This window comes from Athalassotoga saccharophila (assembly GCF_009936215.1).
GTDB lineage: Bacteria > Thermotogota > Thermotogae > Mesoaciditogales > Mesoaciditogaceae > Athalassotoga > Athalassotoga saccharophila.
Genome location: NZ_AP019551.1, coordinates 1,389,496 through 1,415,543 on the forward strand (window position 1 = coordinate 1,389,496; position 26,048 = coordinate 1,415,543).

25 protein-coding genes and 1 pseudogene are annotated in these 26,048 nt (G+C 40.8%); 19 read left to right on the top strand and 7 right to left on the bottom strand.

Annotated elements, in window-relative coordinates:
* Positions 1–69 precede the first annotated feature (69 nt).
* The 6 genes from thrS to secF are packed head-to-tail and all read left to right on the top strand — an operon-like array spanning position 70 to position 6,001.
* A complete protein-coding gene (thrS, locus tag ATHSA_RS06990; protein WP_161848970.1) occupies positions 70–1,932 on the top strand; it encodes a threonine--tRNA ligase in 1,863 nt (620 codons plus the stop codon).
* 1 nt (position 1,933) lies between these two features.
* Positions 1,934–2,338 carry a 3-aminobutyryl-CoA ammonia lyase gene (kal, locus tag ATHSA_RS06995; RefSeq protein WP_161848399.1) on the top strand — a complete coding sequence of 135 codons (405 nt, stop codon included), beginning with the start codon at positions 1,934–1,936 and terminating at the stop codon, positions 2,336–2,338.
* Positions 2,339–3,160, top strand: a complete 822-nt coding sequence (gene kce / locus ATHSA_RS07000) for a 3-keto-5-aminohexanoate cleavage enzyme (protein ID WP_161848400.1) — start codon at positions 2,339–2,341, stop codon at positions 3,158–3,160. It abuts the gene before it with no gap.
* 25 nt (positions 3,161–3,185) lie between these two features.
* Positions 3,186–3,611 carry a preprotein translocase subunit YajC gene (yajC, locus tag ATHSA_RS07005; RefSeq protein ID WP_174755548.1) on the top strand — a complete coding sequence of 142 codons (426 nt, stop codon included), beginning with the start codon at positions 3,186–3,188 and terminating at the stop codon, positions 3,609–3,611.
* A 30-nt stretch (positions 3,612–3,641) separates the two neighbouring features.
* Entirely contained in the window at positions 3,642–5,075 is a 1,434-nt protein-coding gene (gene secD / locus ATHSA_RS07010) for a protein translocase subunit SecD (protein ID WP_161848972.1), read from the top strand.
* On the top strand, positions 5,072–6,001 hold the full coding sequence (gene secF / locus ATHSA_RS07015; RefSeq protein WP_161848401.1) for a protein translocase subunit SecF: 930 nt from the start codon (positions 5,072–5,074) through the stop codon (positions 5,999–6,001). Before secD ends, secF begins: the two co-directional genes overlap by 4 nt.
* Before the next feature lie 26 nt (positions 6,002–6,027).
* Here the strand turns inward: secF and ATHSA_RS07020 are convergent, their stop codons facing one another.
* The 5 genes from ATHSA_RS07020 to guaA are packed head-to-tail and all read right to left on the bottom strand — an operon-like array spanning position 6,028 to position 11,848.
* Positions 6,028–7,278, bottom strand: coding sequence for an ABC transporter substrate-binding protein (locus tag ATHSA_RS07020; protein WP_161848402.1), 1,251 nt, complete (start codon positions 7,276–7,278; stop codon positions 6,028–6,030).
* A gap of 39 nt (positions 7,279–7,317) precedes the next feature.
* Positions 7,318–7,914, bottom strand: coding sequence for a dephospho-CoA kinase (gene coaE, locus ATHSA_RS07025; protein WP_161848403.1), 597 nt, complete (start codon positions 7,912–7,914; stop codon positions 7,318–7,320).
* Between the two features lies 1 nt (position 7,915).
* Positions 7,916–9,064 carry an adenylosuccinate synthetase gene (locus tag ATHSA_RS07030; RefSeq protein ID WP_161848404.1) on the bottom strand — a complete coding sequence of 383 codons (1,149 nt, stop codon included), beginning with the start codon at positions 9,062–9,064 and terminating at the stop codon, positions 7,916–7,918.
* A gap of 2 nt (positions 9,065–9,066) precedes the next feature.
* Complete coding sequence (gene purB / locus ATHSA_RS07035; RefSeq protein ID WP_161848405.1) at positions 9,067–10,344, bottom strand: adenylosuccinate lyase; 1,278 nt, start codon at positions 10,342–10,344, stop codon at positions 9,067–9,069.
* A gap of 4 nt (positions 10,345–10,348) precedes the next feature.
* Positions 10,349–11,848 (bottom strand): glutamine-hydrolyzing GMP synthase, encoded by a 1,500-nt coding sequence (gene guaA, locus ATHSA_RS07040; RefSeq protein WP_161848406.1) that lies wholly within the window; start codon positions 11,846–11,848, stop codon positions 10,349–10,351.
* A 192-nt stretch (positions 11,849–12,040) separates the two neighbouring features.
* On the opposite strand from guaA, the gene gatA reads away from it, so the two are divergent.
* The 7 genes from gatA to ATHSA_RS07075 are packed head-to-tail and all read left to right on the top strand — an operon-like array spanning position 12,041 to position 18,991.
* A complete protein-coding gene (gene gatA, locus ATHSA_RS07045; protein WP_197739249.1) occupies positions 12,041–13,438 on the top strand; it encodes an Asp-tRNA(Asn)/Glu-tRNA(Gln) amidotransferase subunit GatA in 1,398 nt (465 codons plus the stop codon).
* 4 nt (positions 13,439–13,442) lie between these two features.
* Positions 13,443–14,873, top strand: coding sequence for an Asp-tRNA(Asn)/Glu-tRNA(Gln) amidotransferase subunit GatB (gene gatB / locus ATHSA_RS07050; RefSeq protein ID WP_161848407.1), 1,431 nt, complete (start codon positions 13,443–13,445; stop codon positions 14,871–14,873).
* Entirely contained in the window at positions 14,870–15,691 is an 822-nt protein-coding gene (folP, locus tag ATHSA_RS07055; protein WP_161848408.1) for a dihydropteroate synthase, read from the top strand. The genes gatB and folP overlap by 4 nt, the downstream gene beginning before the upstream one ends.
* A 2-nt stretch (positions 15,692–15,693) precedes the next feature.
* Entirely contained in the window at positions 15,694–16,164 is a 471-nt protein-coding gene (gene folK, locus ATHSA_RS07060) for a 2-amino-4-hydroxy-6-hydroxymethyldihydropteridine diphosphokinase (RefSeq protein ID WP_161848409.1), read from the top strand.
* A complete protein-coding gene (locus tag ATHSA_RS07065) occupies positions 16,161–17,882 on the top strand; it encodes an NAD+ synthase (protein ID WP_161848410.1) in 1,722 nt (573 codons plus the stop codon). The genes folK and ATHSA_RS07065 overlap by 4 nt, the downstream gene beginning before the upstream one ends.
* Before the next feature lie 4 nt (positions 17,883–17,886).
* Entirely contained in the window at positions 17,887–18,129 is a 243-nt protein-coding gene (locus ATHSA_RS07070; RefSeq protein ID WP_161848411.1) for an SHOCT domain-containing protein, read from the top strand.
* Positions 18,130–18,136: 7 nt separating this feature from the next.
* Positions 18,137–18,991: a DMT family transporter gene (locus ATHSA_RS07075; RefSeq protein WP_161848412.1), complete on the top strand. Its 855-nt coding sequence runs from the start codon at positions 18,137–18,139 to the stop codon at positions 18,989–18,991.
* A 112-nt stretch (positions 18,992–19,103) separates the two neighbouring features.
* On the opposite strand, the gene ATHSA_RS07080 is transcribed toward ATHSA_RS07075, so the two are convergent.
* The gene (locus tag ATHSA_RS07080; protein WP_161848413.1) at positions 19,104–19,775 is read right to left on the bottom strand and encodes a fibronectin type III domain-containing protein; all 672 of its coding nucleotides are present in this window, start codon (positions 19,773–19,775) and stop codon (positions 19,104–19,106) included.
* Between the two features lie 385 nt (positions 19,776–20,160).
* Between ATHSA_RS07080 and ATHSA_RS07085 the strand changes: the two genes are divergently transcribed.
* The 6 genes and pseudogenes from ATHSA_RS07085 (at position 20,161) to ATHSA_RS10300 (ending at position 24,808) form a co-directional block, all read left to right on the top strand.
* Positions 20,161–20,940, top strand: a complete 780-nt coding sequence (locus ATHSA_RS07085; protein WP_161848414.1) for a DUF4350 domain-containing protein — start codon at positions 20,161–20,163, stop codon at positions 20,938–20,940.
* An 11-nt stretch (positions 20,941–20,951) separates the two neighbouring features.
* Positions 20,952–22,055 (top strand): metallophosphoesterase family protein, encoded by a 1,104-nt coding sequence (locus ATHSA_RS07090; protein WP_161848415.1) that lies wholly within the window; start codon positions 20,952–20,954, stop codon positions 22,053–22,055.
* 338 nt (positions 22,056–22,393) lie between these two features.
* Positions 22,394–22,531 (top strand): annotated as a pseudogene (locus ATHSA_RS10295) (sigma-70 family RNA polymerase sigma factor); the annotation flags it as partial.
* A 274-nt stretch (positions 22,532–22,805) separates the two neighbouring features.
* Positions 22,806–24,452, top strand: a complete 1,647-nt coding sequence (locus tag ATHSA_RS07100; protein WP_232060051.1) for an IS1634 family transposase — start codon at positions 22,806–22,808, stop codon at positions 24,450–24,452.
* On the top strand, positions 24,433–24,633 hold the full coding sequence (locus tag ATHSA_RS07105) for a sigma factor-like helix-turn-helix DNA-binding protein (RefSeq protein WP_161848416.1): 201 nt from the start codon (positions 24,433–24,435) through the stop codon (positions 24,631–24,633). Before ATHSA_RS07100 ends, ATHSA_RS07105 begins: the two co-directional genes overlap by 20 nt.
* A complete protein-coding gene (locus tag ATHSA_RS10300; RefSeq protein WP_408626194.1) occupies positions 24,602–24,808 on the top strand; it encodes a glycerol-3-phosphate acyltransferase in 207 nt (68 codons plus the stop codon). The genes ATHSA_RS07105 and ATHSA_RS10300 overlap by 32 nt, the downstream gene beginning before the upstream one ends.
* Here the strand turns inward: ATHSA_RS10300 and ATHSA_RS07115 are convergent.
* The gene (locus ATHSA_RS07115; RefSeq protein ID WP_232060069.1) at positions 24,803–26,029 is read right to left on the bottom strand and encodes an IS256 family transposase; all 1,227 of its coding nucleotides are present in this window, start codon (positions 26,027–26,029) and stop codon (positions 24,803–24,805) included. The two genes, ATHSA_RS10300 and ATHSA_RS07115, sit on opposite strands and share 6 nt — an antisense overlap.
* Positions 26,030–26,048: the final 19 nt, after the last annotated feature.

A 26,048-nucleotide genomic window follows, 5' to 3' on the forward strand; every position in this document is an offset into this window, starting at 1 on the left:
TTGTCTAAGAGGGTGGACTAATTGGCAAAGTTGATCTTTAACGGAAAGTCTTACGATGTTCATGAAGGCATGCTAAAAGATTTGGTAAAAGCGTTAAACCTTGATTCGAAGATCGTAGGTGGGGTTGTGGCCAAGGAGATCGTGGACTTGTTTTACACGGTAAAGCCGGAGGACAAGATAGAACTTTTCACTGCAGAAGATCCGAGAGCAGGGGAACTTTACAGACACACCATGAGCCACATAATGGCTCAGGCAATTCAGAGAATTTACAAGAACGCGAAATTTGCCATAGGCCCAACGATAGAAAATGGCTTTTACTATGATGTAGATGTGGATGTGCCTCTGAATGAAGATGAATTGAAAAAAATAGAAGAAGAGATGAAAAAGATAATAAAAGAGGATCTTCCGTTGGAAAAATTTTCTATGACCGCCAGAGAGGCCATCGATTATTTCGAATCAAAGGATCAACCGTACAAGGTTGAAATAATAAAGGACCTTAACGAAGATAATGTCACGCTTTACAGACAGGGTGAGTTCGTCGATCTTTGCAGGGGACCCCATATGCCATCCACCGGGCGGGTAAAGTACTTCAAACTTCTAAATGTTGCCGGTGCTTACTGGCGCGGTGATGAAAAGAACAAGATGCTTCAAAGGATTTACGGAACAGCCTTTTACAAAAAAGAAGATCTCGAGAGTTATCTTAAGATGATCGAAGAGGCTGAAAAGAGAGATCATAGAAAACTCGGCCCACAACTCGATCTCTTTTCCATTCATCCAGATGTTGCTCCGGGCATGGTGTTTTTCCATCCAAAGGGAACTATCATAAGGCGGGAACTTGAAAAGTACTGGAGAGAAGAACATAAAAAATCTGGATACGTAGAGGTAGTTACACCGATGGTCATGAATGAAAGCCTGTGGCGTCAATCCGGTCATTGGGATCATTACAAGGAAAATATGTACTTTACGGAAAAAGAAAACCAGATGTACGCGATAAAGCCAATGAACTGCCCGGGTCATATAATGATATACAAATCACAAACTCGAAGTTATAAGGATCTCCCGTTGAGAATGTGCGAACTTGGTACCGTCCATCGTTATGAAAGAAGCGGTGTCGTTCATGGCCTTTTCAGAACGCGAGCCTTTACACAGGATGATGCTCATATATTTTGCACGGAGGATCAAATAGAAGATGAAATAAAAGGTGTTATTTCTTTGATAGACAAAACGTACAAACTTTTTGGATTCCCCTACAAAGTTGAACTTTCAACGAGACCTGAAAATTCCATGGGATCTGACGAGATATGGGAAAAATCCACGAATGCCCTTCGTGCGGCCCTTGAACATGTTGGACTTCTATATCAGGTTAACGAGGGTGATGGCGCATTTTATGGCCCAAAGATAGATTTCCACGTCAAAGATTCGATAGGTAGAACATGGCAGTGTGCAACTATTCAACTCGATTTCTTGATGCCGGAACGCTTTGGCATTTCCTACACCGGATCTGACAATCTGGATCACAGACCCGTTATGATTCACAGGGTTATATACGGATCCATTGAGAGATTCATAGGGATACTCATAGAACATTACGCCGGCGCTTTCCCCGCATGGATTTCTCCAATTCAGGTTGCAGTTCTTCCAATATCCGACAAACATGCCGAATACGCAAAAAAAGTTGTGCAAATCTTAGATGAAAAAGAGATAAGAACGATTCTTGACGATAAGCCGAGAAAGATAAATTACAAGATAAGAGAGGCCCAGATTCAAAAAATTCCTTACATGCTCATAATCGGAGACAGAGAAATTGAGACCGGAAGCGTTGCCGTGAGATTAAGAAGTGGCAAAGATCTTGGAGATCTCAAAACTGATGACTTTATTTCAAAGATTTTGAAAGAAATAAAAGATAAAAGTCAAACTTCCTTTGGTGAGTGAAATGGCTTACGAAGACTGGTCGAAACCGATGATAAGGATAAGAATTTCCCAGTCTGACGTTCATTACGCTGGAGGACTTGTTGATGGCGCAAAGATAATGCAATTTTTTGGAGATGTGGCGACAGAGTTGCTCATAATTTCGGACGGAGACGAGGGATTGTTCCGAGCCTACGATATGGTAGAGTTCCTCGCTCCCGTTCACGCTGGCGATTACATCGAAGTTTATGGTAAAATAACTGAATTTGGGAAAACATCGAGAAAGATGTACTTTGAGGCTTACAAGGTTATTGCCCCTGTTGATAATGTTGGCGGATGTGATATACTTGAAAAGCCAGTTCTCGTCGCCAAGGCAAGTGGAACATGCGTTGTGCCACAGGAAAGACAGAGAAAGGTAAGGAAAGTATAAATGGATAAACTCATAATAACAGCGGCTCTTTGCGGTGCCGAGGTTACAAGGGCACAAACGCCTTACATTCCTTTGACTCCAGAAGAAATAGCAAATGAAGCCTTTCTATCTTACAGGGCAGGGGCTTCGATTGTTCATCTCCACGTCAGAGACGAAGAAGGCAAACCTACTCAGGACGTTAACGTATTCAAAAAAGTTATAGGCTTGATAAGAGAAAAAGCGCCAGATCTTATCATTCAGGTTTCAACTGGTGGTGCCGTGGGAATGAGCGCTGAAGAAAGACTTCAATCGATCTATGCTCTTCCAGAAATGGCTTCTTTGGATACTGGAACGACGAATTTTGGGGACGACATCTTTGTAAATGATATGCCTCTTATAAGGCACTTTGCTTCAAAAATGGCCGAGATGAACATAATGCCTGAATTCGAATGCTTTGAGATCGGACACATCTCAAATGCTTTAAGAATAGTAAAAGAGGGCATAATAAAGGGTCATCTTCACTTTGATTTCGTTCTTGGAGTGCCCGGATCATCTCCTGCAGATGTGAGAAACCTTGTAAGAATGGTAGATTCAATACCTTCTGACGCAACATGGACAGTTGCAGGAATTGGAAGGCACGAGTTTGAAATGGCCGCCGTTGCAATCGCGATGGGAGGCAATGTGAGAGTTGGTCTTGAAGATAACATATACATTTCAAAAGGAGTACTTGCAAAATCCAACGCCGAACTTGTGGAAAACGTTGTAAAAATAGCAAAAAGTATTGGACGTGAAATCGCAACACCGATCGAAGCAAGAAAAATTTTGGATATTCATTCAAATTGATTAATTGAAGGGAGGAATAACTTAAGTGTTAGACAAAATCGTACTGGCAGCAGCACCGGGTTCGACTGCCCCTCAATCCACGGCACCCGCGGCAAGCGGAAGTGGAGATACGGGCATATTAACGATGATAATATGGCTTGTAGTCATCGTTGCGATCTTCTATTTTTTGCTCATCTTCCCTCAAAGAAGACAGAACAAAACATTTGAAAAGATGATGAGCAATCTCAAAAGGGGAGATACGGTTGTTACAATAGGGGGAGTTATCGGGAAGGTAACGGATATCAAAAACAATACTGTCAAGATAAGAACCGGAAATACGGAGATGGAAGTCACGAAGCGTGCCATATCATCTGTCATAAAGAGTGAAGGGACGGATGATTCTAAAGCCGAAGACTCAAAGAACGGAAAAGAAGAATCGAAAGATTCTGATGACAAGACTGAAAGCAAATGAGTGGAGGTGAAGGGGCCTTAGGCCTTCGTGATGAGGTATAACACGATAAGAGTAGCGGTTGTTCTAATTGTTTTATTCGTTGCCTTGTTTTTTCTTTTCTATCCAATGAATCCCTCTAACACGGGATTGTTTGCCAATATACCTCTCGGTCTGGACATAAAAGGTGGATCTTTGCTTGAATACACCTTTTCCGGCAACGTTACTCCCGATACCGCAAATCAGGTTGTAACCATTTTAAGAAGAAGGCTTGACGATGCGAATTACACAGAGGCAAATGTTTCGACGATTGGGAATAATGGAATAAGAGTTGAGATTCCGGGAATAGATAATCCACAGCAAGCCGAAAGTTTAATCGGTCAAAGAGGAGAATTGTACTTTGCCCAAGTCCTCGACACCGTTCAATCTACAGTAAAACCCGCTCCAAAGATAGGACTTCAGTATGCCGGTGCCGAGTGGCTTCTGTCCAAAGATCCGAGCGTTCCACCAAATACATGGTACCTTGTGAATAGAAATATCCAAGTTGGAGCAGGAACGCTTCAATTAAATGGTAGTGAAGTCTCCAACGCTTCGGCCGCGATGAACACGTCAAGTGGAGGATGGGAAATAGATCTTTCCTTCAACGCAAAAGGTGCTCAAGATTTCTACCAGATAACCCAGGCCCTCGTTGGTAAACCGCTGGCCATAGTTCTCGACAATTATGTCTTAAGTGCTCCAATAGTCCAGCAAGCGATTCAAGGAGGTCGCGCACAGATAACGGGGAATTTCACATACCAGCAGGCACAGGAACTTGCGGCCCTTATACGTAGCGGTAATTTGCCTGTGACTTTGAATCTAACCGAAGAGCAAACGATTGGACCGACCCTTGGAGCCGATGTTGTACGTACAAGCATAATCGTCGGATTGATAGGAATGGCAATAGTTCTTGCCTACATGCTTGCCTATTACGGACCTTTGATGGGAATGGTGGCAGACCTTGCCCTTGTCTACAACGCGTTCTTTGTTCTTGGAATGCTCGCCCTCACCCATGGGATTCTCACCCTTCCCGGTATGGCTGGTATCATCCTTACTATAGGTACAACGGTGGATGGTAACGTTATAATCTTTGAAAGAATAAAGGAAGAGATGAGAACTGGAAAGACTTCAAAAGCCGCTATAACCGCAGGCTTTTCAAGATCGACGGCCGTTATACTCGATGCAAATATCACAACATTGATAGTTGCCTTCGTGCTTTATTACTTAGGGACAGGATCGATAAAGGGATTTGCGGTAACTTTGACAGTAGGTATAATCGGGACGATCTTTACATCCCTTGTCTTCTCGAGAGTCTTGATGGATTTTCTTGCTCCGCATATCAAGAATAAGTACCTCCCAGCCTCAAATGCCGGACAGGCTCAATCTGTTCAGCCTGATTCTGCAAAGGGTCTAAATTCTAACAAGGACAAAAAGGGAGGTAATCAAAGATGAGGAAGATGATAAATTTCGTCGGGCCGAGATACATCTTCATTGGCATATCTTTGGCCGCAATAGCACTTTCAATAGTCTTTATACTTGTCAAGGGATTCAACTTTGGGGTTGATTTCGCTGGCGGTACAATGATAACGGCTTCCTTCAACAAACCGGATCTGTCCGTTTCGGAAGTCAGAGATATCTTTTCAAAGGCCGATCCGGCATTTACAAATGCAAGTATAGTTAAACTTATGTCGATGACATCGAAAGGAACGACTACACAGAAATCTTTGTTCGATCTGACCGTAAAGCAATTTTACAATGCAAGCGCGAGGGCGAAATTAAATGCCGATGTTCAAAATGTCGCAAAATCTCATGGCTTGACAGTCAACTTCGAATCTTTCGAAACAGTTAGCGGTTACGCCGCAGCGGGTTTGAGACAGTCAGCGATATGGGCATCGATTATCGTTGTTATCCTCTTACTCATATACATAGCCATAAGATATCGTTTTGTTTTTGGTATCGGTGCGCTTGCCTCTCTTGCCCATGATTTGATAATCACGGCCGGACTTTTTTCGATGTTCTGGATAACCTTCGATAGCACCGCAATCGCCGCACTGCTTACATTGCTCGGTTACTCCCTCAACGATACGGTCGTCGTTTACTCAAGGATAAGAGAGAATCTCAAAAAAATGCACGGTCATCCAATAGATGAAATAGTTAACGTCTCAATAAATGAAACTCTTTCAAGAACTATAAACACGTCTTTGACGACCTTTATAGTTGTATTCACACTTTTTCTCTTTGCCGGTTCTGTCTTAAGACCCTTTTCATTTGGAATGAGTTTTGGAGTCATAACCGGGACATACTCCTCAATATACATAGCAAGTCCTATTCTCATAGGATGGCTTGAAAGAAGAAGAAAATCTCTGGCAAAAAGATAAGAAAAGCCCCTTTCGGGGCTTTTTTATTACTGACTTTGCAGATCCTTTGTAACCTCCTGCTGGGCAAGTTGAAGGGCTTCCTGAGGCGTTTTCTTGAAGAACATCGCATCGGAAACAAGAGTACCAACATCATTTCTTATCTGGCTCCAAGCGGCAATTCCAGGATCAGATGAACCGTAAGGAATCTGAGATACGAGTATGTTAGCCATCGGGTTCGATGCCGCATAATCTTTCCACGCCTGGGTCTCTACCGCGCTCTTGGTAACTGGAAGATAACCAGTCTTTATTGCCCAGAATGCCTGAATCTGAGGGCTTAAAAGGAACTTGACGAATTCCCATGCGGCCTCTTGTTCTGCCGGACTCGCTGTGTTGAAGATCGCAAGGTCAGTTCCTGCAAATGGTGGGGCCTGTGTCTTCCATGCCGGAACCGGTGCTATTGTCCATGAGAATTTACCTCCGACACTGTTTGCCGTGTAAGAAAGTCCTGCGGATGTGTCTATGTACATTGCTATTTGACCATTTCCAAATGGACCATCCAAGTATCCGCCTTGGGCAAGGACATCTCCGGTTTTTATCATGTCAACGAGCGTTTGAAGGGTCTCAAGTGCAACTGGGGTATCCAGAGTGGCTTTTGTGTAATCCGAATTTATGAAATCGGCTCCATTTTGTCTTAAGAAAACCTCAAAAGTATCTACTGTAGTTCTTAGGCCGAGAGCATACTGGATAACCTTTCCGGACGAATCCTTTATGGTCAGTAATGGAAGGTCCTTTATGAGTTCGGGAACGGTTTTTGGAATACTTACCCCGGCAAGAGCCAGAGCATCCTGATTTACATACATTATGTATATCGATTTGTTAAAAGGCAGGGTGTAAATCTTTCCATTCCACGTGTTGGCCTTTAAGAACGGTTCCCATATATCATTCAACTGGCTCTGAGAAAGTCCAATTTGCGGGTTATCTATGAAGGTTTGCATCGGCTGGATAACGTTGGATTTCATCAAAGCGGCAGTCCAGTTGGAATAAACCTGACTCATCGTCGGAAGTCCACCACCGACCGCACTTGCAAGTAATTTTTGCTGTAAAGTTGCATAACTTCCAACGTATATTGCCTTTACCTCGATATTTGCATGCTGGGAGTTAAAGGTATCTACGATTTGTGAAAGTGTCTTTCCAAGGTCTCCACCCATAGACTCCCAGAAGGTAACGACCGTCTTCGAAAAGATCATGCCGGTCATCAAAATGGAAATGGCCAGCATCACGACAAGAACCTTCCTCATTTGTGATCCCTCCTTTTTTGATGTAAGGCTTCCTAAGCCTTATATTTTATCACACCACGGTTTTCTCTTCAACATTTCAAAGACCTTCTCAAGTGTGTCCTGAACATCTCCTGACGTGTCTATCACAAAATCTGCCCTTTTTATATATTCCTCTCTCGGCATCTGGGATTTAATTCTCATAACGGCCGCATCATAACTTAACTTGTCTCTTTCCATGATCCTTTTGATTCTCAAATCATCTGGACAATCTGTAACTATTATGAAATTCGTGTATCTATCAAGGCCCATCTCAAAAAGCACTGCCGCTTCCACAAAAATTTCTTCATTCATCGCAGAAAGACCCCTTACTTCGTTGAGAATGGCATCTATTATCCTCGGATGGGTTATTTCATTCAAAATTTTGAGTTTGTCCCAATTTGAAAAAACTATGGATCCGAGTTTTTTCCTGTCTATCTTTCCATCTGATTCTACATTTCCTATTCTCTCATTTATCTCGCGCTTAACGTCCTCTCTTTCAAGCACTTCATGACCTATAAGATCTGCGTTTATTACCGGATAACCAAGACTTCTCAAATATCCAGAGATTATACTCTTTCCTGTTGCGATGCCGCCAGTTATGCCTATTATCTTTGACATATCAGCGTACTTTTATCTCTTCTTCTGAAGGTCCGAATGAAATGTAATCAATACGCTTTTGAATGTATTTCTCTATCAAAGAGACAAAATCTCCGAATTCAGAACTTTCTAAGTTTTTCCAGCCTTTTATGTATTCTATCTCTGCATTTACGTCTTCGAGATCGTGCACGCAAAAAGGTCTATCGTATCCAACGCACACACCGATCTTATCGAAACCATTTAGCACGTCTGCCTTGGTCATGACAAGATGATCTGTGTTGGAGATCTCTATGGCATATTTCAACTGGGGAAGATCGATCCATCCACACCTTCTCGGTCTGCCGGTAGTCGATCCGAATTCTCCTCCACTTTTTCTTATGGCATCTCCAGTATCGTCATTCAATTCGGTCGGGAAAGGACCGGCACCTACCCTTGTCACGTAGGCTTTAAAGACGCCGAAAACTTCATATCCAGCCTTAATTCCGGATCCGTAAGAAAGATAAGATGGAATCGTTGGCGTCGAGGTAACGTAAGGATAAGTGCCGTACATAGGATCTAACATGATTCCCTGCGTCCCTTCGAATAGGATATCCCCACTTATCTTTGGATCTTCAACTCTTTCTCTCACCTTATTGAATGATTTTAAAAGATCGTCCTCAAAGTCCTTTTGATATCCACAAAATTTCTTTAGAAGTTTTGCTTTTTCTCTGAAAATTCTTTCGTCGAAAAGGTCAAAAACGTGCAAAGCAATCCTATTTGCGTCATTCGAAATGGTAGGTCCTATTCCCATCCCAGTTGTCCCGACAGATTTTGCGCCCTTTAACTTTTCGATTTCGGCGTCCTGCCATCTTTCAACCGGAGTTATGACCCTACACCATTCGGATATGAAAAGCCTTTCTTTGATGTCTGGATAAATTTCTGAGAGTTTGGCAATCTCATCGTTTAGTATATCGAAATTGACAAGTGTTCCACGTCCTATGAAAAGTTTATTTTTGTCTGTTCCAGTCGGGACAAGATGATGAACTACCTTCTTTCCGTTGTGATAAACCGTATGGCCTGCATTTGGACCTCCCGAAAATCTTACGATCCATTCATGCGATCTTGAGAATTTCTGTACAACCTTACCCTTTCCTTCGTCTCCCCATTGAAGTCCTACTATGGCAGAATTCATCTTTAACTCCTTTCAAATCTTTCAAAGATTTTATCGACATTTTTAAGGTATGGATCTAAAGAAAAAGCGTCCTCTAAGTCTATATCCGTGTATTTTTTCATAGCCTCTTTCAGACTCCTTTCCTCTCCGTCCCATACCTTCATCGAAGCATTTTGGACAATTCTATAGGCCTCTTCGCGGCTTAAGCCGCTATTTACAAGTTTTAAAAGCACCTTCTCAGAGAAGACAAGGCCTCCGGTCATGTATATATTCTCCTTCATTTTCTTTTCCTCAATTTTAAGTCCATTTATGATTTTATTCAGTTCATCTATCATGAAATAAAGCGTTGAAGTCGTATCGGGAAAGATAATACGCTCAACAGATGAATGTGAGATATCTCTTTCGTGCCATAGCGCTATATCTTCCATTGCAGAAATGGCGTATCCTCTCAAAACCCTTGAAAGACCGGAAATTCTTTCATCCTTTACGGGATTTTTCTTGTGAGGCATCGCGCTCGAACCTCTTTGGGTAGAAGAAAATGGCTCCTGAACTTCGCGTATCTCCGTTCTTTGAAGGTTCCTGATTTCCGTCGATATTCTTTCCAATTCTCCGCCAACTATCGCTATAGATGAGATGTATCCGGCATGAAGATCTCTCGGAAGGATTTGCGTGGATATTTTTGCAGGTTTTAGTTTGAGTTTTTTGCATACCATCTCTTCAATTTCAACCGGCACATTTGCGTAATTTCCAACGGCGCCCGATATCTTTCCGATCGATACATTTTCTTTCTCTCTTTCAAGCCTTTCTTTACTTCTCTCAAGCCCGTAATACCAGTTCAATACCTTAAGACCGAATGTCGTCGGTTCTGCGTGGACTCCATGGGTTCTTCCTATGATGGGCGTGTATTTGTAATTTTTTGCAAGTGTCAAAGTTGAACTCATTAACTCTTCCATCTTCGAAAGTATCAGATCCATTGCTCTAACGGCGGCGATCGAAAAGGCTGTATCAACAACGTCGGAGGATGTCAGACCGTAATGAAAGTATCTTGCCTCATCTCCCATAGTCGAGGTGACAGATTTTATAAAGGCAATAACATCATGATTGACATTTGATTCGATCTGGTTTATCTCTTCTACATCTATCCTTGAATGCTTTCTGGCCAACTGTGAGTATCCCTTGGGAATGACTCCTATCTCTTCGTAAGATTCCATAACGGCTATTTCGACCTCAAGCCATCTTTCGAACTTTCTCTCCTCAGACCAGAGATCTTTCATACACGATGGAGTATACCTTTCTATCATCTTCTCACTCCCATTCGATAGTCGAAGGAGGTTTGTCGGTAATATCGTAGACAACACGACCGATTTGTGGAATTTTAGAGGTTATTTCTGATGAAGCAATCCTTAAAATCTCAAATGGTATTTGATGCCATGAGGCCGTCATCCCATCAACGCTATCGACGGCACGAAGGGCAAGGACATATCCGTAAGATCGCGCATCTCCCTTTACCCCAACAGATCTGACCGGCAAAAGAACGGAGAAGGCCTGCCATATCCTTGAATATTCGCCCGTTTTCATAAGTACATTTACAAATATATCATCTGCTTCTCTTAAAATCTCGACCTTTTCCCTTGTTATCTCGCCAAGAATTCTAACTCCAAGGCCCGGTCCCGGGAAAGGATGCCGGGATACAAAGGTATCGGAAAGCCCCATCAATCTTCCAACTTCTCTGACTTCATCTTTGAAAAGAGTCCTTAGAGGTTCCAAAATCTTTAAATTCATCTTCTCGGGAAGTCCTCCAACGTTGTGATGGCTTTTTATCTTCGCACTTCTTTGTGAAGATGCGGCAGATTCTATAACATCCGGATATATCGTCCCCTGCAACAAAAACGTAGCCCCGCTCGATCTCGCTTCCCTTTCGAAAACCTCTATGAAAGTATTTCCTATTATCTTTCTTTTTTCCTCTGGATCAAAGATACCTTTTAACCTTTCAAAAAAGAGTTCAGAGGCGTTGACGTACTTCACATTTATTCCGAGAGTGGAAAGATTTTGAGGGACATGCATGTCCATCTTTCTGAGTAATCCGTGATCAACGAATATCGGAATCAGATTATCTCCAACGGCTCTGTGTGTCAGAAGAGCCGCAACGGTTGAATCGACTCCTCCAGAAATCGCACCTATAATTCTTTGATCCTTTACAGTACTTTTTATCCGGGATATTTCTGAATCGATGAAATTGTTCATCGTCCATTCGGGTTTTGCCTTGCATATTCCAAAAACGAAATTCTTTATTATCTCGCGTCCATAAGAGGTATGAACGACTTCTGGATGAAATTGTATAGCGTAAATTTTACCATTTTCATATTCAAATCCTGCCGTTATTCCTGTCTCGCTTATTGCCGTCTTTAAAAAGTTAGGAGGAAGTGCCTCGACAATGTCTCCATGGCTCATCCATGTTATACTCTCTGATGGAATCCCTTCAAAAAGCGCTGATTGAAATAATTTCACCTTCGTAAGGCCGTATTCACCCTGCGCACCTTTTGCCACACGTCCGCCAAAATTTTCGGCAAGCAGATGCATTCCATAGCATATCCCAAGGACCGGCACCTTCCCTATCAATTGAGGAAGATCGTATCGTTTTTCGTAAACACTCTCAGGTCCGCCCGAAAGAATGACTCCCGATTCCTTACCGGTAAAATCGTAATCGGGCCCCACAACTTTCGAGAAAACTCCGATTTCTCTTACGCGCCTTGCAAGCAACTGCGTGTACTGCGATCCGTAATCAACCACGACGATTTCATCCATTTTACCCTCCCAAAAATGAAAAAAGCCCCGTTAATTTTCCGTCTCCATCTCAGGGCTTTGGACAGACACATCTTTATTTTATCACATAAATATACCAAACAAAATTCAAATTTTTCACTTTACTTTGTGTTCACCGATCAAGACATTCTGCCAATTCATTTTCGATGAAGTGTAGTGATATAATTGACGTAGATTTCGAGAAGGGAGGAAAATGATACGACAAATCCTGGAGTTGAAGAATTAATAGAGAAGATAAAGAACCATACGTTATCATGCGATGAAAGCGTTGAAAATGCGATAGATAAGATAAAAAAGATCGATCCAAAGATAAAGGCATGCATTTCTACCCCTGTTGTGAATGGAAAGGATGGTATACTTAAAGGTATTCCATTTGCCGTTAAAGACAATATGGAAGTAATTGGAACAAAGACTACCTGTGCTTCTAAAATCCTTGAAAATTATGTTTCTCCTTACACGGCCACGGCCGTTCAAAAGGTGCTCGATAACGGTGCGACTCTCGTCGCGAAGACCAATATGGATGAATTCGCCATGGGAGCATCGACCGAATACTCTGCCTTCTTCACAACCAAAAATCCACTTGATCTCGAAAGAGTGCCCGGAGGATCAAGCGGTGGTTCTGCCGCGGCAGTTGCAAGCGGAATGGTACCATTCGCGCTCGGATCGGATACCGGCGGATCGATAAGACAGCCCGCTTCATTTTGCGGTCTGGTCGGGTACAAGCCTACCTACGGACTTGTATCGAGATACGGGCTTGTCGCCTTTGCATCTTCTCTCGATCAAATAGGTCCTATAACGCAAAATGTAAGGGATGCGGCCCTAATAGGAGAAATCCTTTTTGGAATGGACCCAAAAGATTCAACGACGGTCGAAAAGCACTTATCACTTTTGAAGGATATAGAAAATCCGATAAAAAATTTCAAATTCGCCGTACCAAAAGAGTTTGTAAAAGATTTGAACTCAGACGTTAAGAGGATATTCGAGGGGGTAATCGATCGATTCAAAAAGATGGACGTTAAAGTTGAAGAAGTTTCTATACCTTCTTTGAAATATTCGGTAGCCGTTTATTACATAATAGCGCCGGCCGAGGCCTCTTCGAATCTCGCAAGGTACGATGGAATAAGATACGGTCTCAGCGTCGATGGTAAGTCTATAGACGAGGTATACATGAGAACAAAGGATGAAGGCTTTGGAAGGGAAGTAAAGCGGAGAATAATGATAGGTACCTTTACGCTTTCGGCCACATATTACGATGCGTATTTCGACAAGGCACAAAGGACAAGGGCAAAGATAGTAAACGAAATGAATAAGGTCTTCGACTCTTACGATGCGATAATAGGACCTACGACACCTAATGTTGCTTTCAAAATAGGTCAACTTTCATCGCCTCTCGAATATTATCTTCAGGACATATACACGATTCCTGCCAACCTTGCAGGATTACCGGCAATAAGTCTTCCGATGGGAAAGATAGGAGGTATGCCCGTTGGTCTTCAGATAATGTGCAAAAGATTCGAAGACGATAAAATGTTGAGGATCGCCAGAAATTACGAAAAGGTAAGTCAGGGGTGAAGATATGAAATCCGTTATAGGACTCGAAATACACGCCCAGTTACTCACAGAGACAAAGGCTTTTTGTGCATGCAAAATAGACGTTAACGCAAAACCGAACACAAATATATGTCCGGTATGTACCGGTCAACCCGGCGCGCTGCCCGTGTTGAATGAAAAGGTAGTCGAATTTGCCATAAAGAGTGGACTTGCACTTAACTGTGAAATTCATCAGAGGTCTTCTTTTGACAGAAAGAATTATTTCTATCCCGATCTTCCAAAGGGTTATCAAATAACCCAGTACTTTCATCCGATAGCAACGGAAGGGTATATAAATCTTGACAGTGGTAAAAAAGTAAGAATAAGAAGGATCCACATAGAAGAAGATGCCGGAAAGATGATCCATTCAACTGAGAATATAACCGAGTCCAAAGAAAGTTTGATAGACTTCAACAGATGTGGTGTTCCCCTTATAGAAATAGTCACAGAACCAGACATGGAAGAACCTCTCGAGGCAAAAGAATTCATGGAAAAGTTAAGAGATATTCTCAGAACGATAGATGTGTGCAGTGGAAATATGGAAGAAGGAGCCCTACGCTGCGATGCGAATGTTTCAGTCATCGATGACAATGGAAGATCGAGTTCAAGAGTAGAGGTAAAAAACATAAATTCATTCAGGTATGTCCAGTACGCTTTAGAATACGAAATAGATCGCATCTCAAAATCTCTGAAAGAAGGGAAAGACGTAAAGCATGAAACACGTGGGTGGGACTTTGTGACAAGGACAACGGTTTCTTTGAGATCGAAAGAGGAAGAAAATGATTACCGGTACTTTCCAGAGCCGGATCTTCCCATTCTCGAGGTCTCGAAAGACCTCATAGAACAAGTAAAAAAGACTCTCCCCGAATTGCCGGATCAGAAGGCCGAAAGATATGTAAAAACATTTGGAATATCCGACTACAACGCTAAAATAATATCGAAAGATCGTGATCTCGCTAATTATTTTGAAAGTACAATATCAGCCGGTGTAGATCCTAAAGATGGCGCAAACTGGATCGTCAATGATTTACTTAGCCTTTTTAATGCAGACTCGGCCGAATTCGACCCGGGAAAAGTTTCCGTCGATGCTTTGAAGATCTTGATAGATTACACGAATTCTTCGAAAATATCGAGATTGTCTGCCAAAGAGGTAATGTCAGAAGTTTACAAAAGCGGCAGAAACCCAGCCGATATAATAAAGGAAAGAAATCTTATCCAGGTCTCCGATGAAGAATCCCTCATTCCAATCATAAAAAAAGTGATAGAGGGAAATCCTGCAGTTGTCGATCAATACAGAAAAGGTAAGACTTCAGTAGTTGGATTTTTTGTCGGTAACGTTATGAAAGAAACAAAGGGAAAGGCAGATCCGAAAGCCGTCGGAGAACTTGTTAAGAAAGTGCTGGACGGTAAAGTATGAAAATAGGATCAAAAGAATTTGACTTTTCAAGAGTCTACATCATGGGGATTCTCAATCTGACCGAAGACTCATTTTACCCTCCAAGCAGGGTTAAGATCGAAGATGTAGAAAGAAAAGCCCTTGGAATGATAAATGAAGGTGTGGACATAATAGATGTTGGTGCGGAATCGACAAGGCCCGGATCAGATCCTGTGGATCCTCAGGAAGAGGCCCGAAGAATAGATCTTGCCGTCAGGGCAATAAGAAGAATAAGCGATATCCCCATTTCTGTAGACACTTACAGATCTGAAACTGCCATTGTTGGTCTTAAGGCTGGAGCAAATATGGTCAACGATATAAGCGGTCTTAAATTCGACGATCGAATGGCAGAGGTGTGCGCTAACTTTGATGTGCCGGTTGTCATGATGCACATAAAAGGCACTCCCAAAAACATGCAAGAAAATCCATTTTACGAAGACGTGTTAAAAGAAGTGTACGAGGAATTCGAGAGGATGATTGAAAAAGCCATAAAGGCCGGCATAAAAGAATCGCAGATCGTGATAGATCCGGGGATAGGATTCGGTAAAAGGCTCGAAGATAACCTCAAATTGATAGGTCATATCGATACTTTCAAAAAACTCGGGAAGCCTATTCTGATAGGCATATCGAGAAAATCGATGATAAGTAAGATTATGCCCATGGATGTCAGCGAAAGATTAGAACCAACAATTGCCCTTAATACCATAGCGGCAATGAAAGGTGCAAACATAATAAGAGTTCATGATGTATTTTCACATGTAAAGGCCATGAAAATGGTCGATGCCATTATGGGGGTGTAGTTATGGAACATTTTGTGTACGTAGCCTTTGGTTCAAATTTGGGAGATAGGAAAGATAACATCTTGCGCGCCATAGAAGAGATGAAAAAGAAAAAGATGGAATTTTTGAGGATATCCACCATGTACGAGACAGAACCGTACGGCCTAAAAGATCAGCCTAAATTCATAAATTGCGCCGCTCTAATAAAAACATCGTATGCTCCTATGGAACTTATGGACACACTTTTAGACATTGAAAAGATTCTTGGAAGGGTAAGAAATGTAAAATGGGGGCCGAGAACGATAGATATAGACATACTGTTCTACGATCATAGAATAATAAATTTTGTCGATCTCATAATACCTCATCCTGATCTTCAAAACAGAGAATTCGTTTTGAGGCCGCTTGCCGAGATAGCGCCAGATTATATTCATCCAAAATTGAAAAAGAGCGTATTTGAAATGCTCAACGAAATAGAAGGTGTAAAAATTTGAAAGCGTTAAGATTTGCCATAGCACAAAAGAATTTCGTCGTAGGCGGTATAGATGAAAATGTAGAGAAGATAAAATCTTCGATAGAACAAGCAAGAAAGTACGATCCAGATTTCATAATTTTTCCCGAACTCGCCATTACCGGATATCCACCAGAAGATCTGCTCTTTAGAATGGCTTTTTTGCAAAAGAACATAGATGGTCTCAAGGAAATAGTGAATTTTTCGCAAGGAAAAGATGAGATAATAGTCGTAGGATTTGTAGATCTTAAGGATGATATATATAATGCGGCTGCAATAATACAAAATGGTGAGTTGATAGGGATATATCACAAGATGCTTTTGCCAAATTACGGAGTGTTTGATGAGAAAAGGTACTTCTCGTCGGGAATTAAGCCAATGGTCGTCGAAGTGGACAACGTGAAGGTTGGAATAAGTATCTGCGAGGATATATGGGTACCTGATGGCCCGATAGTTGATGAGGTTGACAACGGTGCGATGGTGCTTGTTAACATATCCTCGTCTCCTTACAACATAATGAAAGGATCCGCAAGAGAGAAAATGATCCAGACTCGTGCTTCAGATCTTCATACGGCCATTGTGTATGCAAATATCGTTGGCGGACAGGATGAACTTGTCTTCGATGGACACAGTTTTGTAGTCGATGAAAATGGGACCTTAATTGCAAGGGCAAAAGACTTTGAAGAAGAGATCCTGATCGCCGATGTCGATATACCAAATATAGTGAACATGAATTTGCACGATCCAAGAAGACGTGAAAGAACAAAAAAAGTTGTGGAAGTCGATACCATCAGTGCGAAATTGAAAGAAAATCCGAGAGAGAAGATGGAAAAATACATCTCTCCATCTCTTTGCCTTGAGGAAGAAATATTCAAAGCGCTTGTGCTTGGGACAAGAGATTATGTTACAAAAAATGGGTTCAAAAGGGTACTCATAGGATTAAGCGGCGGGATAGATTCCTCACTTGTGGCAGTCATAGCGAGCGAGGCGATTGGGAGCGAAAATGTAATAGGTGTTATGATGCCTTCCATGTATTCGTCTGCATCGAGCATCGAAGACGCGAGATTACTGGCACAAAATCTGGGAATAAAGACCTTTCAAATAGGAATAACGGACGTTTACAACTCTTACATAAAGGCCCTTGAGAAAGTATTCGAAGGCACACAGCCAAACATAACAGAGGAAAATTTACAGGCAAGAATAAGGGGCAATTACCTTATGGCGATTTCAAATAAATTCGGTTATCTTGTGCTCACCACGGGAAACAAATCGGAAATGAGCACCGGATATGCCACACTTTACGGAGACATGGCGGGAGGATTCGATCCAATAAAAGATCTGTACAAAACGATGGTCTACAGGGTGTGCAAATGGTTCAACGAGATCAAAAAGAAAGAAATAATACCTCACAACGTTTTTGTAAAACCTCCTTCGGCCGAATTGAAACCAAACCAGGTAGATCAGGATACATTACCACCTTATGAACTATTGGATTCAATACTCGAACTTTACGTCGAAAAAGACCTTTCATTTGAAGAAATAGTCGGGATGGGCTTCGATCCCGAAATGGTCAAAAAGACCATAAAACTTGTCGATACAAGCGAGTACAAAAGAAGGCAGTCGCCACCCGGGGTTAAAATAACCTTTAGGGCTTTCGGAAGAGACAGAAGGCTTCCGATAACTAATCATTTCAGAGGGTGATAAAATGGTATTTTTCTGGCCATTCTGGTGGGGATATGGGATAGGGGCTCTTATTTGGGACATAATTGGCATCGCGCTGTTTTTTTTAGTACTCTACATCTTTTTAAGATACGGAGGAATCTTCACAATAAGATATTTTGATCTTAAAGATAAAGATGCGCCGTGCGAAATACTAAAAAGGAGATACGCCTCAGGTGAAATTACTCAGGAAGAATACGAAAAAATCAGGAAAGATCTTGATTGCTAATAAATAAATGGGATACTTCTATGTCTATGCTGCCATAGCGCTTTTTTCCTCGATAGAGGTTGTCTCAAAATTCATAGGAAATTACGTTGACCCACTTAACCTATGGCTTTTTAGGTTGATCTTCGCTATTCTTACCCTTTTACCATTTGTGAAATTCTCATATTTGAAATCTCTCAATTCTAAAGACTGGGTAAATCTTTTATGGCTTGGAGTAATATCTGCCGGAATAGGAATGAGTCTTTATCACTTAGCGGTGGCAAATTCTCAGGCAAATGAGATGGCGATAATCTTCAGTTCAAATCCGATCTTCGTGCTTTTATTTTCAAAGTTGTTCTTCAAAGAAAAGTTCTCAATACGTGTATACATAGGAATGATTCTTGGGTTTTTGGGCGTTATAATAACGTCCTACTCTTCCGATTTTAAAGGAGACATCTATGCGCTTTTGATGGTCCTTTCATGTGTACTCTTTGCGCTTTTGACTGTTTTCGGAAGGACAGTCGTTCAACATTCATCAAGTGCAACATTCAATTTCATGATCTTTGTTATAGCGCTTCCAGTCGTCCTCTTAGAAATGTTGATTTTTAAAGTGCCCGTCCACATTGAACTCAAAAGTTTACCTTATCTTGCGTACATAGGAGTTGTAACGACTGGAGTGGCATACCTTCTCTTCTTTAAAGGAATATCGAAAGTGGGATCAAGCCTTGGATCGATGGCATTTTTCATCAAACCATGGATAGCCTCCTTTTTAGCCTTTTTGATACTTTCGGAAAAACTCAGCGTCAATTTAATCTTTGGAGGTATACTCATGGCCTTCTCTCTTCTTATAACATATCTTCCCCACACGCGACATCTAACACGGTAACTGCTGTAACACAATCATACGTACCTACGACATCTTTTCCAATATACATAGGACTTCGACTGAATTCACGGACATAACTCTTCCGGCATCGGCGATAATCACACAGATAAGGTTAATTTCCAGTTGTAAAGGACCAAACGGGCCCTATCACGTATAACCCTGTCGTGTAATCGTAAGCATCTATTTGCCAGTAATAAGTCGTGTTTGGATTCAGATTCGTCACGGTATAATACGTGTTCTGTATACCGTCAGTTAGAATAGACGATGGCATCGGAGATGTGCCAAAGAAAATCGTATACTCTATTACATCTCCGCTTGTACCCCCTCCAGACCATGACAGTGTCGGGCTTAATGAAACACCGGTTTGACCGTTGTAAGGATTGGGATTAGATGGTGTATTTGGTGGCTGCACACTCTTTGTCGTGAAAGACCATATCGGACCTGTAACAATTAATCCAGTTGTTTCATCATGGGCAACTATTTGCCAGTAGTATGTTGTGCCGGCCTTTAGAGTAAAGGATAGGAAGAAAGATGTAGTCGAGATTTGATTCTCTAACTTTGATAAAGACGTTGGAGATGTTCCAAAATACACATCGTAAAGTATTTTGTCTCCTGCAGGTCCTACATCTGTAAAATTAAAAGTTGGATTAAGCGACACTCCGGTTTCACCGTTGTACGGGACTGGGTTGGACGGCACATTCAATTGGGATACATTCATGCAACTCGACAAAATCAAGGCAATAGATAGAATCGAGAAAATGAAAGATAGTTTAAAATACCTCATATCAATTCCTCCCTTCAGAGATGATAAAGACTGGCTCGATATTTAATCAAAATTGATTGTTAGCATTTCTATGTGTTTACATATTATTGAATATATTATACTGTTTTCTTAATTGAAAAAGAAGTGTCAAGTTAAATTAGAGGGAATTGACAGTTAACAACGTTGTTTTCAAAAGATAGGAGATAAAAAATTCATTCATTCAAATGATTATAAGTGATATCTCGATATATCTTTTCTTATCTATAAATTTCTTAATCAATTTGGGTCTTTGACGTGCATCTATTTTACAGGTTAATTCTTTTTCCACGATACATGCACACCATTTTTATTCTAATTTGGAAGGGTGATATAATAATTTCCTATTTCAAAAGAGGAGGGATCTTTTATGAAAAAGTTTTATTTGATTCTTATTGCCGTGCTTGTTCTCGGGATGATGGCTTTTTCAACTGTCAATGTTATAATCGATGAAGGACATTCAAACCAGTACGCTCAAACGAAATTAACGGATATGGTTAAAACACTCGAATCTTCCGGCTATAACGTTATATTTTCAACATCTGAAATTACGCCTCAACTTTTAAGTCAAGGAAAGATACTCTTGCTTGCAAATCCAAAATCACTGTCTGATTCGGAGATAAACGCGATAGTTAACTTTGTGCAAGACGGTGGTGGATTATTTCTAACTGCCGAATCAAATTATAAACAAGAAGGTCATTTCGACGTTCTGAACAAATTGCTTGGGGCGTTAAATGCCGCTTTTGTATTTAATCCCGATGAAGTCGAAGACAGTTCCTCTAACTATGGGGATGTATGGGAAGTCAAAATTAGTGATTTTCCTCAAACTCCATTTAATATTACAAATGGAATAAGTGTCATTAAATTTTACAGTGGATGTTCACTGGCAGCTCCTGGAAATAACCCACTTCAGAATGGAGAGGCTTACGTGATTGCCCAAACTTCTCCGATGGCAAAGCAGGCAGATACAAATTCTCAAACTTACTCTTACTGGCAGCCACCATTTCCAGTTGGAGCAGCACAGATCATAGGGAAAGGGAGGCTTGTTGGTTTTGGAACTGCGATATATTCAAACTATGACTGGACGACGAAAGGATACGATAACGCACAACTTACTTTGAATATTTTATCATGGCTTTCCGGAAAATGAGATGAATCAAAATGGATAAGAGGGTATTTTTTATTTCACTGATCTTTCTTATCTCTTTTGCTATTTTTATCTTTGGAACAGAAACATTTAGATTCATTGTTTTTGGAGATAACAGGCCCTATAACAATGAAGAACCTCAACCTGCCATATTCAGACAAATAGTTCAAGATACCGAATGGATACATCCGTCTTTCGTCGTTGATACGGGTGATCTTGTTCATGGATACGATGCCAACTCTGAGCAGACATGGGAGCAATACATAGATTTTTTGAATGTCACAAAGATTTTTGATATGCCATTTTATACAACTGTTGGCAATCACGATGTGGCAGGAGAAAATGGTCAAACAGATTATGAATTGCTCCTACATAGACCTCTTTACTACTCATTCAATTATGATACGAGTCATTTTATAGTACTCGATACCAATGTAAATTCTCCGAATGGGGATTTCACACAAGCCCAATACGATTGGCTTGTAAAAGATCTTGAGTCCGCGACTTCCGCCGACAATATTTTTATCTTCATGCACAAACCACTTCACGAATACGGTGATCCAACAGATACAGCATGGGCAGACAAGGTCATGGCTCAAAAGGTTGAAGAACTATTCAATTCGTACAATGAAAAGTATCACAACATAAAGATAGTATTTGAAGGTCACGAACATCTTTACTGGAAAGCAGATTTTGACGGAATAACGTACATCATCACGGGTGGAGCAGGAGCACCACTTTATCAAACACCGGATAATGGTGGCTTTTACCATTTTGTGCTTGTCACAGTCTACGGAAAACAAGTATATACTCAGGTATTTCTTCCAGGGTATTTTGATGTCAAATACTATCCTTTGAATACGGGAGCATTCGGAAGTGTAACGGCAATAATAACGAATCACTTGCCAACAGTCTACGATGGGTTAGTTATAAAAGGACTTAAATTTGTTATGCCGAATGCCTCATCTTACACAGTTAGCGGAAATATTCCATGCAGGATTTGGAAAATCGTTAAAAATGATAACGACACGACAACTGTTTATGTTGAGGCTAAACTTGAACTTGGCAGTTATTCTCAAATGACACAAAACATTGTAACTGTGAATGTTTCAAAATAAATTTACCGGAACGGGACTTAAAATAGAGTTTGTGATATTGACTAAAATACGCTAAACATAAAAATGCAGACAAGTTAGATGAACTTTATTAAACAGCGTATTGAACAAATGTTAGAATAGAAATATTTGCCACCGGTAAGGTGGCTTTTATTTTGTGCTGATTTTCTAACAAATTTATTTCTGGTAAAATTTGTCTGGCGCTGATGATTTTGCTTTCAGACGCAACTATGGTATTTCCGTAATCATGACTTAGAATTAACGACGAAATTGAGTTATTTACCTTGACAGAGGAATGGTGTTATTTTAATATCTAAGCAGAATCCTCTGGCGATAAATGATCAAAAGAACAACTTATCATTTCGAATCTCAGACTTGTCGTAAGCATTGCCCGCCATTACACAGGCTTGGGTCTCCCACTCGATGATCTCATCCAGGAGGGAAACATAGGTCTCATGAAGGCCGTAGATAAGTTTGACTGGAAGAGTGTCAACAGAGCGATAAGGATACCAATTCACACATTTGAGAAGATCCTCAAGATAAATCGGATCTTAATCCGAGAGATGCGATGATAGTAACCCACTTTCCGCAGATAAAAAACAGTTTTTTGGATTTATTTGAAACTCATGTTTTAAAATTGAAAGTGGGAAATGATTAGAGTCAGTAATAGCCAAAGAAGCATTTGCTGTAACCTTGACGCACATCACAAAGATTATACCACTATTTACCGTTTCGGATAGAGTCCATTGATTTATGCCTTTCTGCTGCTATGATCTATTTGAAAAAGACAGCGGAGGTAGAAAAATGGAAATCACTACAAAGCAACTTGATCACCATGGACTTGTGGCTGGGACATTTGATAAATTTGAAATGGGAGAGGTCATTGAAAAGAGAATACCGAAAGTCCGGAACTTCAATCTTTCAACGTCTGCGATAATAAAAGCGATGATCATACTCGGGCTTGGTTTTGTTGACAGGAGATTGTACTTTGCAGGGAGTTATTTTGAGAACTGGGATGTTGAGAAACTTTTAGGCGAAGGAACTAAACCGGAAGATCTTAACGATGACGCTCTCGGCAGAGTGCTTGACAAGATTTATGATTACGGTCCAACGGAATTATTTCAAGAGATAGCGGCGCACGCTTTGAACAAACTTGAAATGGATGTTCACCTCGTTCACACCGATACCACAAGCGTGAGTGTAAGCGGCAATTACGAGATGGAAGACGGGACGAATGGTTTTAAGATCACCTTCGGTCATTCGAAAGATCACAGACAGGATTTGAAACAATTCGTGATAGGGATGGTTGTAAATCAGCATGGAATGCCGATGTTTGCCAAAACATACAACGGGAACGAATCGGATAAAGAGTCGATCAAAGAAATGGTCAAAGCAATCAGGAAGAACATTGACAAAGACAAGAAAGTCTATCATGTGGCAGACAGTGCTTTCTACACTGCGGAAAACATTAGCGAACTCAGAACAACATACTGGATAAGCCATGTGCCGTCTACGATAAAAGAGGCTGAAGAAATGCTAAATAAAGAAGTTGAATTTCGTCCGACCAAAATTGAAGGATATGAAGTGTATTCCGAAATAAGCAATTACGGCGGGATAAAACAAAAATGGATAATGGTGAATTCGAAATATCTTAAAGAACAGGAACTGAAAACATTTGACAGGCATTTGAAAAAAAGCAAGACAGAAGCGGAAAAGTCATTGAAAAAGACTGTGACGAAAGAACGGTATTTTTGTTCTGAAGACGGAATAAACAAGTCCAGACAATGGATGGAAGCTCATCCTCTTTTCAAATACGACAAGTTTGAGATAAAGAGCGTAAGAGTCAGAACTGACGGGAAAAGAGGAAGGCCTAAAGATGGGGATCCGACGATAGAAATGTATGAAATAGATGCTGAGATAGGTCTGAATGAAGAAGCGGTTGAAAAGGCCAAAGCAAAACTCGGAAGATTCATACTTTCAACGAACGACATTGAACTTGAAGATGAAAAAGTGCTCGAATATTACAAAAACCAGACAACGGTCGAAAGAGGATTCAGGTTTTTGAAAGACAAAAGTTTCGGAGTAAGCGATGTGTATCTGAAAAAGCCCGGACGGATTCAGGCACTTGTGATGATAATGGTATTGACGTTATTGGTGTACTCGCTTTCGGAATGGGAAATAAGGCGCACATTGAAAGAGACAGGGCAAACATTTCCGAATCAGTTGAAAAAGCCGACAAACAGGCCGACATTCAGGTGGATATGTCAGAACTTCATGAACATAACCGTTGTAAATGTGGTTACAGATGGGCAAACAACCACACAGATAGCGAATTTAAAAGATTTGCAGATCAAAGTGATAAGACTTTTGGGAGTTGAATATGAAAAATATTATTTCTGATCAAAGATGTGCGAAATGTGGGATAGTAAGGATGAGGTATGGACTTTATGGGAAGAGATGGACTCTTGCCGAGATAGGTCAAGAATTGGGAATTACGAGAGAAAGGGTCAGACAGATAGAAAAAAGGGCAATTGAGAAATTAAGGCGGCTTGAATCTGGAGAGGATTTATGGAAGTCATAGGGATTTTTCTGGGCTATCTGTTAGGTGCGATTCTACCTGGCTATTACCGAAGATTTTAAGAGGTGTGGACATTCGTACTCTGGGTGATGGAAATCCGGGGACAACGAATGTCAAAAGAGAATCCGGGGGTCTGTCAATAGTTTTGTGTAAACTCCATTTTTGTCAGTATTCATAAGTATTTAGACACTCTTTCCCCAAAATGTACCTTTAATTGCTGTAAAATTTGATTCCAGTCTTTTACCTTCATCACCCATTTTTTCTTTATCTCAACTACTGCCAAATAAAGCAATTTGAATATAGCCGTATCGTTAGGTAAAACATCTCTGTTCTTTGTTTTCCTCCTCAATTGCATGTTAAAACTTTCTATCGGATTTGTAGTATAGATGAGTTTCCTTATCTCAGGAGTAAATTGATACATCGTGGATATCCTGTCAAAACTCTTTTCCCATACATTCACAGCTAAAGGATATTTCTCAGACCACTTTTCTTTCAAAGCGTTTAATCCCTTTCGTGCCGATTCTTCTGTCGGCGCTTGATATATACTCTTCGTATCCTTGGAGAACTCTTTTAAATCCTTGTACGAAACGTATTTCATTCCATTCCTTATGACATGAACGACGCATCCCTGCAATTCAGTTTCAGGATAAATCGCTTCAACCGCTTCTTTCATCCCACTAAGTCCATCTGTTGTCATTATGAGAATGTCTTTAACACCACGATTTCGTAAATCACTTAAAACCTTGGCCCAATACTTGGATGTTTCTGTTTCTGCTATCCACATACCTAAAACATCTTTTTGTCCACCTAAATCTATTCCTACCGCAAAATAAACCGTCTTGTTTATTACCTGTTCATTTTCCCGCACATTATACCTTATCCCGTCAAGATAAACTATGGCGTATACTTCTTCAAGCCGCCTGTTTCTCCATTCTTCCATGAGCGGTATTATCTTATCCGTTATCCTCGATAAGGTTTCATTTGAAAGTTCCGCTCCGTAAATATCCTCTATCTGATTCCCAATTTCGGAGAATGTCATCCCATTAGCATACATGGATATTATCCTGTCTTCTATACCAGAAATATCTCTTTGGCGTTTCTTAACAACCTGAGGTTCAAAATCGGAATTCCTGTCTCGTGGAACTTCTATTTCAGTTTCACCGTATTTCGACATAACCGTTTTCTTCGATTTGCCATTTCTTGAATTATCCGTCATCTTAGACTTGTAATCGTATTTGGTATATCCAAGTTGGTCCTCTAATTCAGCCTCAAGCATTTCTTCAATAACCGATGAAAACATCCTTTTTAGAGATTCTTCGATACCTGCAATATCTTTGATATCATTGTCTTTGATAAACTTTCTGATCTCATCTTTGGACATTAGTCTTTTCTTTTCCATGATTCTCCTCCTTTGAGTT

Excerpts from the sequence above, each read along its gene's own strand:
- guaA (WP_161848406.1), bottom strand. The coding sequence starts at position 11,848 with ATGGATGAAATCGTCGTGGTTGATTACGGATCGCAGTACACGCAGTTG.
- folK (WP_161848409.1), top strand. The coding sequence starts at position 15,694 with ATGGAACATTTTGTGTACGTAGCCTTTGGTTCAAATTTGGGAGATAGG.
- ATHSA_RS07100 (WP_232060051.1), top strand. The coding sequence starts at position 22,806 with ATGCCTTTCTGCTGCTATGATCTATTTGAAAAAGACAGCGGAGGTAGA.
- ATHSA_RS07075 (WP_161848412.1), top strand. The coding sequence starts at position 18,137 with ATGGGATACTTCTATGTCTATGCTGCCATAGCGCTTTTTTCCTCGATA.
- ATHSA_RS07080 (WP_161848413.1), bottom strand. The coding sequence starts at position 19,775 with ATGAGGTATTTTAAACTATCTTTCATTTTCTCGATTCTATCTATTGCC.
- gatB (WP_161848407.1), top strand. The coding sequence starts at position 13,443 with ATGAAATCCGTTATAGGACTCGAAATACACGCCCAGTTACTCACAGAG.
- ATHSA_RS07070 (WP_161848411.1), top strand. The coding sequence starts at position 17,887 with ATGGTATTTTTCTGGCCATTCTGGTGGGGATATGGGATAGGGGCTCTT.
- ATHSA_RS07030 (WP_161848404.1), bottom strand. The coding sequence starts at position 9,064 with ATGAATTCTGCCATAGTAGGACTTCAATGGGGAGACGAAGGAAAGGGT.
- purB (WP_161848405.1), bottom strand. The coding sequence starts at position 10,344 with ATGATAGAAAGGTATACTCCATCGTGTATGAAAGATCTCTGGTCTGAG.
- secD (WP_161848972.1), top strand. The coding sequence starts at position 3,642 with ATGAGGTATAACACGATAAGAGTAGCGGTTGTTCTAATTGTTTTATTC.
- ATHSA_RS07115 (WP_232060069.1), bottom strand. The coding sequence starts at position 26,029 with ATGGAAAAGAAAAGACTAATGTCCAAAGATGAGATCAGAAAGTTTATC.
- ATHSA_RS07090 (WP_161848415.1), top strand. The coding sequence starts at position 20,952 with ATGGATAAGAGGGTATTTTTTATTTCACTGATCTTTCTTATCTCTTTT.
- ATHSA_RS07105 (WP_161848416.1), top strand. The coding sequence starts at position 24,433 with ATGAAAAATATTATTTCTGATCAAAGATGTGCGAAATGTGGGATAGTA.
- ATHSA_RS07020 (WP_161848402.1), bottom strand. The coding sequence starts at position 7,278 with ATGAGGAAGGTTCTTGTCGTGATGCTGGCCATTTCCATTTTGATGACC.
- thrS (WP_161848970.1), top strand. The coding sequence starts at position 70 with ATGCTAAAAGATTTGGTAAAAGCGTTAAACCTTGATTCGAAGATCGTA.
- secF (WP_161848401.1), top strand. The coding sequence starts at position 5,072 with ATGAGGAAGATGATAAATTTCGTCGGGCCGAGATACATCTTCATTGGC.
- kce (WP_161848400.1), top strand. The coding sequence starts at position 2,339 with ATGGATAAACTCATAATAACAGCGGCTCTTTGCGGTGCCGAGGTTACA.
- coaE (WP_161848403.1), bottom strand. The coding sequence starts at position 7,914 with ATGTCAAAGATAATAGGCATAACTGGCGGCATCGCAACAGGAAAGAGT.
- kal (WP_161848399.1), top strand. The coding sequence starts at position 1,934 with ATGGCTTACGAAGACTGGTCGAAACCGATGATAAGGATAAGAATTTCC.
- folP (WP_161848408.1), top strand. The coding sequence starts at position 14,870 with ATGAAAATAGGATCAAAAGAATTTGACTTTTCAAGAGTCTACATCATG.
- ATHSA_RS07085 (WP_161848414.1), top strand. The coding sequence starts at position 20,161 with ATGAAAAAGTTTTATTTGATTCTTATTGCCGTGCTTGTTCTCGGGATG.